This window comes from Kitasatospora sp. NPDC022856, from assembly GCF_055561235.1.
Genome location: NZ_JBVHHE010000007.1, coordinates 118,643 through 134,774, shown reverse-complemented (window position 1 = coordinate 134,774; position 16,132 = coordinate 118,643). Strand labels below are relative to the sequence as shown.

11 protein-coding genes are annotated in these 16,132 nt (G+C 74.9%); 7 read left to right on the top strand and 4 right to left on the bottom strand.

All coding sequences use genetic code 11. The features are described 5' to 3' along the window. Positions 1-16 precede the first annotated feature (16 nt). The 3 genes from ACZ34W_RS10925 (at position 17) to ACZ34W_RS10915 (ending at position 5,742) form a co-directional block, all read left to right on the top strand. Positions 17-1,738, top strand: a complete 1,722-nt coding sequence (locus tag ACZ34W_RS10925; protein WP_465603204.1) for a hypothetical protein — start codon at positions 17-19, stop codon at positions 1,736-1,738. 1,153 nt (positions 1,739-2,891) lie between these two features. Continuing rightward, positions 2,892-4,487 (top strand): glutamine-hydrolyzing GMP synthase, encoded by a 1,596-nt coding sequence (gene guaA / locus ACZ34W_RS10920; protein WP_465603202.1) that lies wholly within the window; start codon positions 2,892-2,894, stop codon positions 4,485-4,487. A 205-nt stretch (positions 4,488-4,692) separates the two neighbouring features. After that, a complete protein-coding gene (locus ACZ34W_RS10915) occupies positions 4,693-5,742 on the top strand; it encodes a Rieske 2Fe-2S domain-containing protein (RefSeq protein ID WP_329488063.1) in 1,050 nt (349 codons plus the stop codon). Between the two features lie 29 nt (positions 5,743-5,771). Here the strand turns inward: ACZ34W_RS10915 and ACZ34W_RS10910 are convergent, their stop codons facing one another. After that, complete coding sequence (locus ACZ34W_RS10910; RefSeq protein WP_329488061.1) at positions 5,772-5,993, bottom strand: hypothetical protein; 222 nt, start codon at positions 5,991-5,993, stop codon at positions 5,772-5,774. Continuing rightward, a complete protein-coding gene (locus ACZ34W_RS10905; protein ID WP_465603199.1) occupies positions 5,990-7,429 on the bottom strand; it encodes a PspC domain-containing protein in 1,440 nt (479 codons plus the stop codon). The genes ACZ34W_RS10910 and ACZ34W_RS10905 overlap by 4 nt, the downstream gene beginning before the upstream one ends. Positions 7,430-7,691: 262 nt before the next feature. Here ACZ34W_RS10905 and ACZ34W_RS10900 point away from each other — a divergent pair, with 262 nt between their 5' ends. From ACZ34W_RS10900 to pcrA, 3 genes are all read left to right on the top strand, one after another. Beyond that, a complete protein-coding gene (locus tag ACZ34W_RS10900) occupies positions 7,692-9,038 on the top strand; it encodes a PspC domain-containing protein (RefSeq protein WP_329492133.1) in 1,347 nt (448 codons plus the stop codon). Next, positions 9,031-9,729, top strand: coding sequence for a response regulator transcription factor (locus ACZ34W_RS10895; protein ID WP_329488057.1), 699 nt, complete (start codon positions 9,031-9,033; stop codon positions 9,727-9,729). The genes ACZ34W_RS10900 and ACZ34W_RS10895 overlap by 8 nt, the downstream gene beginning before the upstream one ends. Positions 9,730-9,846: 117 nt before the next feature. Next, on the top strand, positions 9,847-12,480 hold the full coding sequence (pcrA, locus tag ACZ34W_RS10890; RefSeq protein ID WP_465603196.1) for a DNA helicase PcrA: 2,634 nt from the start codon (positions 9,847-9,849) through the stop codon (positions 12,478-12,480). Between the two features lie 136 nt (positions 12,481-12,616). Here pcrA and ACZ34W_RS10885 read toward each other — a convergent pair whose 3' ends face one another. Next, on the bottom strand, positions 12,617-13,420 hold the full coding sequence (locus tag ACZ34W_RS10885; protein WP_465603194.1) for a M23 family metallopeptidase: 804 nt from the start codon (positions 13,418-13,420) through the stop codon (positions 12,617-12,619). Between the two features lie 351 nt (positions 13,421-13,771). On the opposite strand from ACZ34W_RS10885, the gene ACZ34W_RS10880 reads away from it, so the two are divergent. Then, positions 13,772-14,179: a cobalamin B12-binding domain-containing protein gene (locus tag ACZ34W_RS10880; RefSeq protein WP_329492132.1), complete on the top strand. Its 408-nt coding sequence runs from the start codon at positions 13,772-13,774 to the stop codon at positions 14,177-14,179. A gap of 243 nt (positions 14,180-14,422) precedes the next feature. Here ACZ34W_RS10880 and ACZ34W_RS10875 read toward each other — a convergent pair whose 3' ends face one another. Then, a complete protein-coding gene (locus ACZ34W_RS10875) occupies positions 14,423-16,099 on the bottom strand; it encodes a DUF5691 domain-containing protein (RefSeq protein WP_465603192.1) in 1,677 nt (558 codons plus the stop codon). Positions 16,100-16,132 lie beyond the last annotated feature (33 nt).

Here is a 16,132-nt window from a genome sequence, read left to right as displayed (position 1 = left end):
GGGGGGTTCGGGGTCCATGGCCATCTGCGCATCGTGCGGCGCGGCTTCGGGGGAGGGGGCGCTCGGCTGTGCCTCGTGCGGGCGGCCGCTGCTGCCGCCGCCCCCGCCGCCGCCCGCCCCGCCCGCGGCACCGCCCGCCGGGTTCACGCCTCCGCCGCCCGCCGCACCACCGGCCCCGCCCGCCTTCGCGCCGCCGGCGGTGGGCAGTTGGGGCACCGGCCGGCCCTACGACCCGGCCACCGCGCGCCCGGCCGTCCTGCGGGGGCTGACCGGCGCGGACTGGCGGCCGGCGTTCAAGGTGATGGTCGCGCCGACCGCGGTGCTGTTCCTGGCGGCGCTGATCGCGGCGGTCCCGGACGACTACACCTTCTTCTACCTGTTCCGGGCGCCGTCCTTCGGCGAGCGCTTCGGTGGTGCGCTGGCCCTCGCGCTGGCCGCCCTCGGCGCACCGTTCGAGTTGGGCTTCACCGGCGGGGGCCGGTACGGGGACGGTGGCGGCGAGGCGCTCGTCCGGGCGGTGCCGATGACGGTCACCGCGCTCTGGCTGCTCGCGCTCTGGATCGGTCTGCGGTCCGCCGCGCGCCGTCGCCAGGCCGGTACCGGTGAGCAGTGGACCAGCCGGCAGGCGGCCGCCGAGGCGCTGCGGACCGCGGTGGCCGCGGCGGCGGTGACCCTGCTGATCGGCCTGGTCGCCGGCGCCGACTGGCACCCGGGGACCTCCGACGGCCGGTTCGACGTGGACGACTACGCCGGCTCGTTGGGCGGTGTGACGTACTCGGCCGACTCCGGCTGGCTCCAGGCGGTCGGCTGGACGGCGCTGCTGGCCGGGCTGGTGGCGTTCGCCGTCCACGGGACGGACGCGCTGCGCTGGGCGGCCTGGCGCAACCGGGCGGTACGCGGCTGGGCGGTGGCCGCGCTGGCGGCGGGCCGTGCGCTGACGATGACGATCGGACTCGCCTCGCTGGTCGGCTTCGTGCTGATCGCCGTCCAGGGCGAGGGCGGCGAGGCCGGCGCCTCGCTGGCCGTGCTGCCGAACGTCGGTCTGCTGCTGCTCGGCCTGGGGTCGGCGGCGACGCTGAAGGTGGACAGCGGTGGGAGCCCCTCCACCGCGGACCCGGACTGGGAGTCCGGCTCGCGTGACAACGGCGAGTTCTCCTTCTTCGACCTGCACGGGGAGAGCGCCGACTGGCGGTGGACCGGCCTGCTCGCGCTGGCCGCGGTGGCCTTCCTCGGGTGGACGGCGTACCGGCGGCGGCTGGACGCGGCCGACCGGCTCCGGCTGGCGGTGGTGTACGCGGCGGGACTCAGCCTGCTGATGGCGATCGCCGGCGCGGTGGTCTCGACGAGTTCCACCACGACGTACTCCGGGCGGCAGCGGGAGTTCGGCGCCGAGTACGCGGTGGGGCTGGCCTTCGCCACCGTGCTGGCGGTCAATGTGATCTGGGCGGCGATCGGCGCGCTGGCGGTGCCGCCCTTGCTGGCGGCCACGGGCGGCGGCCGGGCCCAGGCGGTGCCCGGCGCGGCGCCGCAGGACGCGCCGTACCAGGGGGCGCCCGCTCCGGCCCGCGCGCCGCAGGAGTCGGGGATCGCGCCGGCACCCGATCTGCGGCCGGGGGTGAGCGAGGTGATCGGTTCGCACGAGGAGCCGCCGGCGACGCCGTCCGGCGGGGTGCCGCCCGCGCGGTCGCCGGGCGAGGACGAGCCGGTCGACCCGAGCGTCTGGCGCAAGCAGCAGTAGCGGTCGAGGGGCGCGTGGCCAGCAGCCGCGCGCCCCTCACGTGTCCGTGCGGCTCGGCCGACCGCCGCCGGAACGCGGTCGCGGGCCGGCGGCGGTGGCGTGGCCGGCAGCGGTGGCGCGGCCGGAGCGGTGCGGAACCGGGCGCTCCGCCCCCGAACAGGGCAAAGGGCCCCGCGGGGGAACGGGGCCCTTTGTCGCTCAGCACTCGGCGTCAGGGCTGCGCCGGTGCTGGGGGTGACGGCGCCGGGGGAGGAGCGCCGTCGCGTCGAATGGCTTCTGGGTGGTGCCGGCGCGGCACCGGCATGAGGTGGGCCGGTCGCGCAGGGCGGGTACGCACGCGGCGGGGCGGGCCGGCGCGCATGCCTGCACCGGACTCTCGCTCACGGAGCGTGAGGTGATAATCGTTGCCATCGCGGGGCTCGGAGGCATCGGGACGGCACTCCGCGGGGGCCTTCGGTTGCCGGGAGAACCTCTTCCAAGCAGCATCGTGCTGGACGAAGGGCTTGCTCTGCAACCGATTCGGCATGATTCGGCACAGTCCATTTTCGTCCCGGCCGGGGCGCGGCGGCCGTTCGGACCGGCTCGGCGGTCCGCCGGGAGGCGCGGGGCAGGCGCTGTCGATGATCACCGTGCGTAGTGGTGGTGCTGCAGCGCACAGGGAAGCGCACGGTGGCGCGGGGACGGTGAACGGTGCGCGCCCGGGGCGCGCCGGGGTGCGGCGGCCGGTACCCGGGCGTCCCCGGGGCCGGCCGCCCCACCTCCTTGGGTGTCCAGTCACGGCCGGGGTCGCTGTCCCCTGCTGGCCGGCCGCTGCACCCGCGCGCGGTCCCACGGCGCAGCGCTCCCGGCGGGGCCGGGACAGCGGCTGCGCCACGCGCGCCGGTGGACTGGGATGAGCTCCACGCGTGGTCCTGCTAGCCCGCACGGCGGCGCCCCTGCCGGGGCGGAGGCGGCGCACCTGGCGGGCGCGGCGCGGTCGTGCGTTCGTCAGATGCAACGAAGCGGCCGCCCGGCCGGTCACGGTCTCCTGGACGTGCAGACGAGTGAAACCGGCCAGCCCGGTAGACTCGTGCCCAGACCCCCGCCCGTCGCCGCCGTCCCTCCGGGGGCGTGCTCCGCGACACCTCTAGATACCGCTGCCGGAAGGCCGTCCGTGTCCTCTGCTATTCCCGACCAGTCCGCGCCTGAGACCGACACCGTCCTGGTCGTCGACTTCGGTGCCCAGTACGCCCAGCTCATCGCCCGTCGGGTGCGTGAGGCCCGGGTCTACAGCGAGATCGTGCCGAGCAGCATGCCGGTCGCGGAGATGCTCGCCAAGAACCCGAAGGCGATCATCCTCTCCGGCGGTCCCTCGTCGGTCTACGAGCAGGGCGCGCCGCAGCTCGACCGCGCGATCTTCGAGGCCGGGGTGCCGGTCTTCGGCATGTGCTACGGCTTCCAGCTGATGGCCAAGACGCTCGGCGGCACCGTCGACAACAGCGGTGCGCGTGAGTACGGCCGCACCCCGCTGACGGTCTCCCGCACCGGCTCGACCCTGTTCGAGGGCGTCCCGGCGCAGCACTCGGTGTGGATGTCGCACGGCGACGCCTGCTCCGCCGCGCCCGAGGGCTTCACCGTCACCGCCTCCACCGGGGTGGTCCCGGTCGCGGCCTTCGAGAACGACGAGGCCCGCCTCTACGGCGTGCAGTACCACCCCGAGGTGCTGCACTCCGACCACGGCCAGCAGATCCTGGAGCACTTCCTCTACCGCGGCGCCGGCATCGCGCCGACCTGGACCACCGGCAACGTGGTCGACGAGCAGGTCGCGCTGATCCGCGCCCAGGTCGGCGACAAGCGCGCCATCTGCGGCCTCTCCGGCGGCGTGGACTCCGCGGTCGCGGCCGCCCTGGTCAACAAGGCCATCGGCACGAAGCTGACCTGCGTCTACGTCGACCACGGCCTGATGCGCAAGGGCGAGACCGAGCAGGTCGAGAAGGACTTCGTCGCGGCCACCGGTGTGCAGCTGAAGGTCGTCGACGCGCAGGAGCGCTTCCTGAACGCGCTGAAGGGCGTCAGCGACCCGGAGGAGAAGCGCAAGATCATCGGCCGGGAGTTCATCCGGGTCTTCGAGCAGGCCCAGGCCGAGATCGTTGCCGAGGCCGGCGAGCACGGCGAGTCCGTGGACTTCCTGGTCCAGGGCACCCTGTACCCGGACGTGGTGGAGTCCGGCGGCGGTACCGGCACCGCCAACATCAAGTCCCACCACAACGTCGGCGGCCTGCCCGAGGACCTGCAGTTCCAGCTGGTCGAGCCGCTGCGCAAGCTCTTCAAGGACGAGGTCCGGATGGTCGGCCAGGAGCTCGGCCTGCCGGAGGAGATCGTTCAGCGCCAGCCGTTCCCGGGCCCCGGCCTGGGCATCCGGATCGTCGGCGAGGTCACCGAGGAGCGCCTGGACCTGCTCCGCGAGGCCGACGCGATCGCCCGCGAGGAGCTGACCGCGGCCGGCCTGGACCGTGAGATCTGGCAGTGCCCGGTGGTGCTGCTCGCGGACGTCCGCAGCGTCGGCGTCCAGGGCGACGGCCGGACGTACGGCCACCCGATCGTGCTGCGCCCGGTCTCCTCCGAGGACGCCATGACGGCGGACTGGTCGCGCCTGCCGTACGACGTGCTGGCGAAGATCTCCACCCGGATCACCAACGAGGTCGCCGATGTGAACCGCGTGGTGCTGGACTGCACCAGCAAGCCGCCGGGCACCATCGAGTGGGAGTAGGCACTCCCCGCCGGCCCTGAACCGGCGTTGAACGGCCGCGCCGTCGTTCCCGTACACAAGGGAGCGACGGCGCGGCCGTTCGCGGTGGCGGACCGGGGCACCGGGCGCCCGCCGGGTGGGATCTCCCACCGAAAGCGCTCACGAGCGTGCAGAATGCGGACCGGACCTGTCAGGTGATGGCGGGCCGTGAAGGAAGGTGTGAGGGATGTCGGAGGCCAGCAGCTCCGTGGCGACCAGCAGCTCCACGGCGGCGGGCGACTCCACGGTGACCGGCGCGGTGGCGGCGGGCGGCGGCAGGGCCGGGCGACTGGCCCAGCGCAAGGCGGCCGCCTCCCGGTACGCGCTGCTGCCGCTGCGGATCTTCCTGGGCGTCACCTTCGTCTACGCGGCGCTGGACAAGCTCGCCGACTCGCACTACCTGGCCGGCGCGGGCGACCCGGCGTCGTTCGTCTCGCAGACCCAGGCGGCCAAGGGCTCCAGCCCGATCTCGTTCCTGCTCGGAGCCGCGCTCGACGCGCCGACCCTGTTCGCGCTCGCCGTCGCCTTCGGCGAGCTGGCGGTCGGCCTCGGCACCCTGCTCGGCCTCTGGGGCCGGGTCGCGGCGCTCGGCGGCGCGCTGATCAACCTGAGCCTCTGGCTGACCGTCAGCTGGAACGTCTCGCCGTACTACCTTGGCAACGACCTGGCCTACCTGATGGCCTGGACCCCGCTGGTGCTGGCCGGCACCCCGTACCTCTCGCTGGACGGCTACCTGGCCCGGCGGGCCGCCCGGGACCGCGAGCGCGGGCTGCGCGAGCAGCACGTCCGGCGGCGGGCCCTGATGGACGGTGGGATCGCGGCCGTCGCGATCGGCGGCGCCGGGCTGCTCACCGGCTCGCTGACCGCCACCTTCGGCCGGGACAAGAAGGCCGTCGGCCCCTCGGCCGCGCCGGCGCCCGCCGGACCGCCCGTCTCGGTGGACGCCGCGAGCGTCCCGGTCGGCGGCTCGGCCCAGGTCAAGGACCCGGCCACCGGTGACGCGGTCTACATCGTCCAGCCCAAGGCCGGCCAGTACTGCGGGCTCTCCTCGATCTGCACGCACTCCGGCTGCGCGGTCGACGCGCCGAAGAACGGCCAGTTCTACTGCCCGTGCCACGGCTCCCGGTTCGACGCGGCCACCGGCGCGGTGGTCAACGGCCCGGCCACCAAGCCGCTGCCCCGGTACGGGGTCACCAAGGACGGCGACAAGCTGAACCTCGGGCCGCTGCAGAGCTGAGCTGCGCGGCCCCCGCCGGGGCGCGCCCGTCAGGGCGCGTCCTGGTCCCGCGGCTCCGGACGGCCGCGCCGCACCGCCGCCGCGACCGCCCCGGCCAGCCCGCCGACGCCGAGCACGATGAAGGTCACCGGGATGACGATCCGGCCGTTCACGGAGACGTCGTTGATCGCCGCCACCAGGTAGAGCACCGCGATCACGGTGAACAGGCCTCCCGCGATCAGCGAGAACAGGTCGAGCTGGTGCTTCCTCACGACTGGACCACCTTGATGTCGCCGAGCCCGACCCTCAGCGAGAGGACGAGCGTGCCCTTGGATGCCTGACCGTTCACCGGGTGCAGTTGGAAGCCGCGGGAGCTGTTGCCGCTGACCTCGTCCGACCCGGGCACCTTGACGTTGCCCAGCCCGACCCTGGTGTCCAGGCTCACCGTCACGTCCGGCGGCACCACCACGGTGAGCTGCCCCGCGCCGAGGTCGACGGTGCTGTGCAGGGTGGCACCGGCCGGGTCCAGCCCGCTGAGGTCCAGCCGGCCGTTGCCGAGTCCGAGCGTGTACCGGTCGTCCAGGTCGCCCGCCGAGACGACCGTCCAGTCGCGGTCGCCGACGGCGTTCTGGACCGAGAACGACGAGCCGTGGGTGAACGCCAGCGCCAGGGTGAGCAGCAGGCCCGGGACGACCAGCCGGCGGGCCCGGCCGAACTTGGCGGCCACCAGCAGGGTCAGCCCGACCACCAGCAGCGCGGTGGCCAGTACCGTGCCGGTCACCACTTCGGCGCCGCCGTGGGCGGAGGCCGACCAGACCGCGCTGGCCGCGCCGACCGCCAGGAGCAGCCCGATCAGGCCGAGCGGCGAGCGCTCGTGCCGGCGGTGCACCACCACCGGCCGCGGCGGCGCCGGGGCGGCCGGACCGCCCTTGCGCAGCGGGTCGCCCTCGGGCAGGTCGGGGCGCTGCCACCAGGGCTGCGCGGGGCCGCCGGGAGGAGGCGTGGCGGTTGCGCCGTACGGGTTGCGCTCGGGGTGGCGGGGGTCCCACAGGTAGCCGCTCGGGCCCGCGTGCGGGGTGTCGGCCGGCACCGTGCCGGATGCCCGCTCCCGGGCGTGCCGCTCGCGGGCCCGCTCGCCCTCGTCGGTGCGCGGCCAGGAGTGGTCGGCGGGGGCCGGCTCGGCCTCCGGGAACCACCGGTCGTACGGGCCGTGCCGCCGGTCCCGGCCGCGCCGGCGCCCGCGCGGCCGGCCGTGGCGCCGCTCCGGGTCGTAGCGGACCGCCAGGAAGACCAGGGCCCCGAGCAGCAGCAGCGGGAACATGGTGTCCCCGTCGCCCATCGAGGCGAAGAAGACGCCGGTGCCGATCACGGTCAGCAGCACCGCGCCGATCGACTGGCCGTCCACCCGGCCGGTGAGCACCCGCTGGAGCTCGGTGCGGCCGCCCTTGCTGCCGCCCCGGCCGTCCGGGACCGGCTCGGTCGGGATGATCAGCCAGGCCAGCCCGTACAGGAAGAGCCCGAGGCCGCCGGAGAGGCAGAGCACGACCGTCACCACCCGGAAGACCACCGGGTCGATGTCCAGGTGCCGGCCCAGACCGCCGCAGACCCCGGCCACCACGCGGTGGTGCTCGGTGCGGTTCAGCGGCGGGCGGTCGGGTGCCGGCGGGGCGCTCGTCCCGGTCTCCTGGATGCGGTGGTCCTCGGTCATGCCCACCATCCTGGTGGCTCCGGCGGCGCCGCCCAACCGGTGCGAGCCCTGTCCGTACCCTGACTTGTCCCTGAGAGGGATGGGGGCTCCACCCTGATGCGCCCGGGCCCGCGTGCGTGGAACCATCGGTGCCGTGGCAGCACCCGGTACCGATCCCCGCCCCCTCGTCCCCGACCCCGTGTCGGCGGCCGTCGCCGACCCGGCCGTGCCCGGCAGCGAGCGCCCGCCGTACCGGCGGCTCTACCGGAGCCCCCAGGGCCGGATGCTCGGCGGCGTCGCGCACGGGCTCGCGGTGCACCTCGGGCTGCCGGTCGCCTGGGTCCGGGTCGCCTTCGTGCTGCTCTTCTTCGCGCAGGGGATCGGCGCACTGCTGTACGCGGCGTTCTGGTTCGTGGTGCCGATCGGCATCGGCGAGCCCGCGCAGCGCGGCGGCGCGCACTGGGTCTACGTCAACGGCGCCTTCGTGCCGGCCGGCTCCTGGCAGGCCTCCGGGGCGTCGGGGGCGGAGCTGAGCAAGGGTCGGCGCGGCTGGATCGGCCGGCTGCGCGAACTGCTGCAGCACGCGCTGCAGGGCGAGCCCGCCACGGCGGTGGCCGAGCCGGGCGGGGAGCCCGCCCCGGGGCGGGCCGGGCGGCGCCAGGGCGGTCTGGGGCAGCTCGCCGCGCTGGTCATGGTGGTGATCGGGCTGATCGCCCTGCTGAACGCGCTCGGCGTGCAGACCGCCCGGCCGTACACCTGGCCGCTGCTGGCGATCGGCGTCGGTGTCGCGCTGGTCTGGCGGCAGGCCGACGACTCCCGCTGGCAGCGCTGGTTCGGCCTGGAGGAGGGCGAGAAGCGGCGCGGGGCCTACACCCGGGTCGGCGGCGGTGTGCTGCTGGTGGTGGCCGGCACCATCGCCTTCCTCGCCATGCAGGGCAGCGGCTCCACGCTCGGCTCGGTGGTGGAGGCCTCGCTGGCGGTGCTGGCCGGCGTCCTGGTGCTGGTGGGCCCGTACGCGCTGCGGATGTGGCAGGACCTCGGCGCCGAGCGGACCGCCCGCATCCGCGCGCAGGAGCGCGCCGAGATCGCGGCCCACGTCCACGACTCGGTGCTGCACACCCTGACCCTGATCCAGCGCCGGGCCGAGGACCCGAAGGAGGTGCTGCGGCTCGCCCGGGCCCAGGAGCGCGAGCTGCGGCTCTGGCTCTACCGCCCGGAGGCGGTCGCCGAGGACGCGCCGGACACCATGGCGGAGAGCCTGCGCGCGGTGGTCGCCGAGGTCGAGGACCGGCACGGCGTCCCGGTCGAGCTGGTCGTGGTCGGCGACTGCCCGATGGACGAGCGGATCGCCGCGCAGATGCAGGCCGCGAGGGAGGCGACGGTCAACGCGGCCAAGTACGGTGGCGGGGGACCGGTCCAGGTCTACGCCGAGGTGGAGGGAGAGACGGTGTCGGTGTTCGTACGCGACCACGGCCCCGGCTTCGACCCCGACACGGTGCCCGAGGACCGGATGGGTGTCCGCGAGTCGATCATCGGCCGGATGAAGCGCAACGGCGGCACCGCACGGGTGCGGCCCGCGCCGGACGGCGGCACCGAGGTCGAGCTGGAGATGGAGAGAACGAATGACTGACGCAGCGCCGACGGGAGGGACCCCGGCCGAGGGCGGGGGGAGGGTCGCGCGGGTCGTACTGGTCGACGACCACCGGATGTTCCGGACGGGGGTGCGGGCCGAGATCGGGCGCACCGAGGTCACCGGCATCGACGTGGTCGGCGAGGCCGACGACGTGGAGTCGGCGGTCCGCGTGGTCGCCGAGACCAGGCCCGACGTGGTGCTGCTCGACGTCCACCTGCCGGGCGGCGGCGGGGTCGAGGTGCTGCGCCGCTCGGCCGGGCTGATGGGCGAGCAGGTGAAGTTCCTGGCGCTGTCCGTCTCGGACGCCGCCGAGGACGTCATCGGCGTGATCCGCGGCGGTGCCCGCGGCTACGTCACCAAGACGATCACCGGCACGGACCTGGTCAACGCCGTCTTCCGGATCGCCGACGGCGACGCGGTGTTCTCGCCGCGGCTGGCCGGCTTCGTGCTGGACGCCTTCGCCGCCACGGACACCCCGCCGGTGGACGAGGACCTCGACCGGCTGACCCAGCGCGAGCGCGAGGTGCTGCGGCTGATCGCGCGCGGCTACGCGTACAAGGAGATCGCGAAGCAGCTGTTCATCTCGGTGAAGACGGTGGAGAGCCACGTCTCGGCCGTGCTGCGCAAGCTCCAGCTGAGCAACCGGCACGAGCTGACCCGGTGGGCCACCGCCCGCCGCCTGGTCTGACGGCCCTCGCGACGCCGCTCGCGCCAGGGCCGACGGCCCTCGCGAGGCCGCCCGCCCGACCCGGATTCCTCCGGGCCGGGCGGGCTTGTCAGTGCGGGGCCATAGACTCGGAGTGCCATGAGTAGCCTCTTTGACGACCTCCCGCTCCCCGGTTTCGAGGCCCCCGCCGCCGGGTCGAAGCAGCAGCCCGCCGCCGCCCCGACGACGCAGGAGCCGCCGCCGTTCGAGGACGACGTCCCGTACGACGCGTACGAGGAGGCGATCCCCGAGGGGCTGTTCCAGACCGACCACGCGGCCCAGGCCGAGCGGGACGCCTTCTACCGCAACGGCGCCGCCCGCCCGGTGGTTGACCCGGCCCAGCTGCTGGAGGGGATGAACGACCCGCAGCGCGAGGCGGTCCTGCACGCGGGCTCGCCGCTGCTCATCGTGGCCGGCGCCGGCTCCGGCAAGACGCGCGTGCTGACCCACCGGATCGCCCACCTGCTGGGCGCCCGCGGGGTGCAGCCGGGCGAGATCCTGGCGATCACCTTCACCAACAAGGCGGCCGGCGAGATGCGCGAGCGCGTCGAGCAGCTGGTCGGGCCGCGGGCCCGGGCGATGTGGGTGTCCACCTTCCACAGCGCCTGCGTGCGGATCCTGCGCCGGGAGAGCAAGCTCCTCGGCTTCACGTCCTCGTTCTCGATCTACGACTCGGCCGACTCGCAGCGGCTGATGTCCCTGGTCTGCCGGGACCTCGACCTGGACCCGAAGCAGTTCCCGCCGAAGTCCTTCACGGCCAAGGTCAGCAACCTCAAGAACGAGCTGATCGACGAGGAGACGTACGCCGACCAGGCGGCCAACCCGATGGAGAAGAAGCTGGCCGAGGCCTACTTCCTCTACCAGCGGCGGCTGCGCGAGGCCAACGCGCTCGACTTCGACGACATCATCATGACGACGGTGAACCTGCTCCAGGCCTTCCCCGACGTCGCGGAGCACTACCGGCGGCGGTTCCGGCACATCCTGGTCGACGAGTACCAGGACACCAACCACGCCCAGTACATGCTGGTCCGGGAGCTCAGCGGGGGCTCCGCCGCGACCGCGCCGAAGCGCACCGTGGACGGCGACTACGTGGACCCGGCCGCCGGACGGCTGGCCGAGGTGCCGCCGGCCGAGCTGTGCGTGGTCGGTGACGCGGACCAGTCGATCTACGCCTTCCGCGGTGCGACGATCCGCAACATCCTCCAGTTCGAGGAGGACTACCCGAACGCGACCACGATCCTGCTGGAGCAGAACTACCGCTCCACGCAGACCATCCTGAGCGCCGCCAACGCCGTCATCGAGCGGAACACCAGCCGCCGCGAGAAGAAGCTCTGGACGGCCGGCGACCACGGCGAGAAGGTCGTCGGCTACGTCGCGGACGACGAGCACGGCGAGGCCCAGTTCATCGCCGACGAGATCGACCGGCTGACCGACCGGGGCGAGGCCAAGCCCGGCGACGTCGCGATCTTCTACCGGACCAACGCCCAGTCCCGGGTGTTCGAGGAGGTGTTCATCCGGGTCGGCCTGCCGTACAAGGTGGTCGGCGGGGTGCGCTTCTACGAGCGCAAGGAGGTCCGGGACGCCCTGGCGTACCTGCGGGTGCTCTCCAACCCGGAGGACACCGTGCCGCTGCGCCGGATCCTCAACGTGCCCAAGCGCGGCATCGGCGAGCGGGCCGAGGCGATGATCGACGCGCTCGCCGGGCGCGAGCGGATCTCCTTCGCGCAGGCGCTCCAGCGGGTCGACGAGGCGTACGGCATGGCCGCCCGCTCGGCGAACGCGGTGAAGAAGTTCAACGCCCTGATGGCCGGGCTGCGGCAGGTCGTCGAGTCGGGTGCCGGGCCCGCCGCGGTGCTGGAGGCGGTGCTGGAGGAGACGGGCTACCTCGCCGAGCTGCAGTCCTCCACGGACCCGCAGGACGAGACGCGGGTGGAGAACCTCCAGGAGCTGGCCTCCGTCGCCCTGGAGTACGAGCAGGACCCGGGCGAGCGGCCCGACGCGGGGGAGGACGACGCGCCGCCGGTCGGCTCGCTGGCCGACTTCCTGGAGCGGGTCGCGCTCGTCGCGGACTCGGACCAGATCCCGGACGAGGACGAGGAGGGCCGGGGCGTCATCACGATGATGACCCTGCACACCGCCAAGGGGCTGGAGTTCCCGGTGGTCTTCCTGACCGGCATGGAGGACGGCATCTTCCCGCACATGCGGGCGCTCAACCAGGTCAAGGAGCTGGAGGAGGAGCGCCGGCTCGCGTACGTCGGCCTCACCCGGGCGCGGGAGCGGCTCTACCTGACGCGTTCGGTGCTGCGCAGTGCCTGGGGGCAGCCCTCGTACAACCCGGCCTCGCGGTTCCTGGAGGAGATCCCGGACACGCTGGTGGAGTGGAAGCGGACGGGCGCGGCGTCGGTGCCGGCCTCGCGCGGGTACTCCTCGGGGTCGTCCTGGGGCGGGAAGTCCGCCGGTTCGGGCGGCTCCTCCCGGGGCGCGTCGCGCGGTGCGGCGGCGACGGCCTCACCGAAGGCGGGCTGGGGGCAGTCGGCCCGGCGGCCCGGTGCGGCGGTCGAGCGCGAGGTCGTGGCCCTGGCGGTGGGGGACCGCGTCACCCACGACACCTTCGGCCTGGGCACCGTGGTGGCCACCGCCGGTGTCGGCGACAAGGCGCAGGCCACGGTGGACTTCGGGACGGAGGGGCGCAAGCAGCTGCTGCTGCGGTACGCGCCGGTGGAGAAGCTGTAGGGCCCGGCGGCGCGGGCCCGGGGTTCCACCCGGGTCCGCGCCGCGCCGGGGTGGGCGCGACCGGCCCGGCGGGGCGGGCCGGGGTCGGGGTGGCCGGCTTGGCGGGTCGGGGTGGGTGCGGCCCGGCGGGGCGCGGTCAGCGGGGGTCGACGCCCTGGGCGAGGAACCACGGCAGCGGGTCGACGGGCGCGCCGCCGCCGGCCGGGCGGATCTCGAAGTGCAGGTGCGGGCCGGTGCTGTTGCCGCTGCTGCCGACGAAGGCGATGACGTCGCCCGCCTTCACGGTCCCCTTGCGGATCTTGTACGACCGCAGATGGCAGTACCAGGCCTCGGTGCCGTCGGCCATCTTCAGTATCGACATGTAGCCGTACGACGGGTTCCACTGCGTGCGGATGACGCCGTCCGTGACCGCCATGACCTGGGTGCCGCCGTCGACGGGGAAGTCGATGCCGGTGTGGCGGGCCGCCCAGTGCGTGCCGGACGCACCGAACATCTCGCCGAGCCCGCGCTGGGCGACCGGGAGGATGACCTTCGGGAGCTCGGGCTCCGGCGCCGGAGCGGCGAGCGCCGTCCCGCCCGCCGGGCCGGCGGGCTGGGTGCCGGAGAGCGGAGCGCGGGCGTCGCCGCGGGATGCCTGGTCGGCCTCGCCCGCGGCGAGGACCTGCTGGGCGGCGGCCCTGGCGGGCGCGGTGTCCGGGGCCTCGGCGGCCTGCTCGGGGGCCCGGCCGGCCGCCTGCGCACGCTGCTGGTCGGCCTCGCCCTGGACGGTCGCGGCGGCTGCCCCGGCCACTCCGAGGGCGGCCATCGACGGCAGCGCGACGCGCAGCAGGGCGGTCCGGGTGGCGGCCTTGGCGGCGCCGCGGCGCTGGGCGCGCGACTGCTCGCGGGCGGCCACCCGCAGCTCCGCACGGGTCGGGCGGGCGGCTGCGTCGGGAGCCATCGGGGGCTGCCTCCTCGGTGGACCTCGGGCACATCGTCGGGCGAGGGGAAGGGCGAGGGGAGGGACGGACGGAAAGGCGAGGGGAAAACAGCCGAGACTGTAGCCGTAACGCCGGGATCCGGACAAAAGTCCGTATGTCAAGAGGGGAGTTGGCGGTCTGCGGACGGAGCCGTCGGGGTATACCCGTCGGTAGCAAGGGGTGGGCCTGTGATTTTGCCCTCCTCTTGAGGGGCGGCACGGTCAGTCCGCCCGGGTGACGCTAACCTCCCCTCAGGTTGTTATTGCTGGTTAACCGCGCCCGTGCCCGACGAGGTCCGGTGGGTGGTGGACGACGAAGTCCAGGAGGCAGTGATGGGTGTGTCAGGCCCGATCCGTGTGGTGGTCGCCAAGCCCGGGCTCGACGGTCACGACCGCGGCGCCAAGGTCATCGCGCGTGCCCTGCGTGATGCCGGTATGGAGGTCATCTACACCGGCCTGCACCAGACGCCCGAGCAGATCGTCGACACCGCGATCCAGGAGGACGCGGACGGCATCGGGCTGTCGGTCCTGTCCGGGGCGCACATGACGCTCTGCGCGCGGGTGCTGGAGCTGCTGCGGGAGCGCGAGGCGGAGGACATCAAGGTCTTCTGCGGCGGCATCATCCCGGAAGAGGACATCGTCGAGCTCAAGGCGATGGGCGTCGCGGACATCTTCACCCCGGGGACGCCGACCCGGGACGTGGTGGCCTGGGTCGAGGCGAACCTGCGGGCCGCGAGCTGACCCCTCGGGCGGAGGTGTTCCGCGGGGCGCGCGCCTGCCGGGTACGCGGCCGCCGAAGTGCGCGCCTGCCGTAGCGCGCCCGCTGCGGGCGAGCGGCTGCTTCCACCGTGCGCCTGCTTCGACCGTGTGCCAGCCGGGTGCGTGCCCGAGGGGTGCGCGCCGGTGGGGTGCGCCTGCCGAGTGCTGGGTCGGGCCGGTACGGGACACCCCCGTACCGGCCCGGTCGCGTTCCGGCGCGGGCGGTCAGACGCCGAGTTCGGCGAGCATCGCCTCCCGGAAGCGCAGGGTGCCGGCCAGCCGGGAGAAGGTCTCGGCCCAGGCGCCGGCGGGCGCCGCCTCGGCGGCCAACTCCTCGACGGCGGTGGCCGTTGCGGGGGAGAGCGCGCGCTCCGTCATGCCGAGCACCCCGCTGTGGCTCCACGGGTACGCCCCGGAGGCGGCCGCCCGGGCGAGCGCCGCGACGACGGCGGTGGACAGCGGCGGGGTCCACGGAGCCGCGCAGGCCCCGAGCAGTTGGAAGGCCTCGCCGAGGCCGTGCACCTCGATGAACGCGGCCGTCCAGACGGCGCGTTCGGTGGGCGGGAGGACGGCGAGCAGCTTGGCGGGGGCTCCGGTGCTCCGGGGGGCACGGGCGGCGCGGCCGCCGCGGGACCCCGGTGCGGGGGCCGGGGCGGGGCCCAGCAACGCCCGTGCCCAGTCGGCGTCCTGCTGGCGGACGGCGGCCCTGGCCCAGGCCTCGCGCAGGTCGTCGGCCCAGCTGCTGTCGCTCTCGTCGAGGCTGTCGCCCACCCGGAGCCCGAGCAGCCGGCCCGGCGTCAGACCGGTGGACTCCGGCCACAGCGAGAGCGGCGTGGCGGCGATCACCTCGCCGAACCACCAGGCCCGCTCGCCGCGCCCGGTGGGCGACTTGAGTGGTACGCCGTCGCGCTGCATCGCGGTGTCGCACTCGGTGGGCGGGGTGACGAGCAGGTGCGTGCCGCGCTCGGAGAGGCGGACGGCGGCCCGGGCGCGCTCGGCCATCCGGTGGGCGAGCGTGGAGCCGGGGAGGGTGGAGAGCAACTCGGCGGCGGTGGCCCGGACGTTCTTGCTGCGATCGCCCAACGCGGCTTCGAGGAAGGGCTCGTCGGCGAGCGAGAGGCCGTCCTGGAGGGCGTCCAGGAAGAGCAGCCGGTCCTCGGCGCGCTCGGTGGGCCAGGTGCTCACCAGCAGGGCGAGGCCAGCGGCGGGGTCGCTCCGGCGCAGTGCGGTCAGATGGGTGACGCGCTCGGCGAAGAGCCCCTCGTGCCAGAGGTGGTGGTCCCCGGGAGCGGCGGCCGCCGCTCCGTCGGGTCCGTCCGGTCCGCCGGGTCCGTCCGGTCCGCCGGGCGCGTCCGTGGTGGTGCGGAGGACGAAGCGCCAGTCGGCGTTCCGGGCGGCGAGCCAGCGGCCCAGGGGGCCGGCCAGCGCCACGGCGTCGGGGCGCAGCTCGGTCCGGCCGCGGGCGGCGTCCAGCAGGGCCGGTACGGCGGCGGCGGGTGGGCGGAAGCCCCGGGCGCGGGCGGTGGCGAGCCACTGCGGGAGCAGTTCGGTGAGGTTGGCGAGGGTGCCGGGGGATCCGGCGCCCCGGCTGCCGAGCAGGAGGGTGAGCCGGCGGGCCGCGGGGGTGGGCAGTTCGGGCCGGTGGTCCTCGGGGGCGGGGGCGGCGAGCAGGGCGGTGACGGCCTCGCCGGCGGGGGCCGGGCGGGCTCCGGCGCGGCGGCGGACGGTCTCCAGGGCGGCGAGTTCGAGCAGGGCGGTGGCCGGGTCGGTGCGGTCGACGGCCAGGTGGGCGGCGGAGTCACCGGCGGCCGTGGGCGGCAGGGGGCGGCGGTCGGTGCCGAGGAGGGCGGTGGTGTGGAGGGACTCCCAGGGGTCGGTCGGGGTCGGGGCGGTGGGCGGCACGCGGGGCTCCTGCGGGTCGGTGGGTGCTGGTCG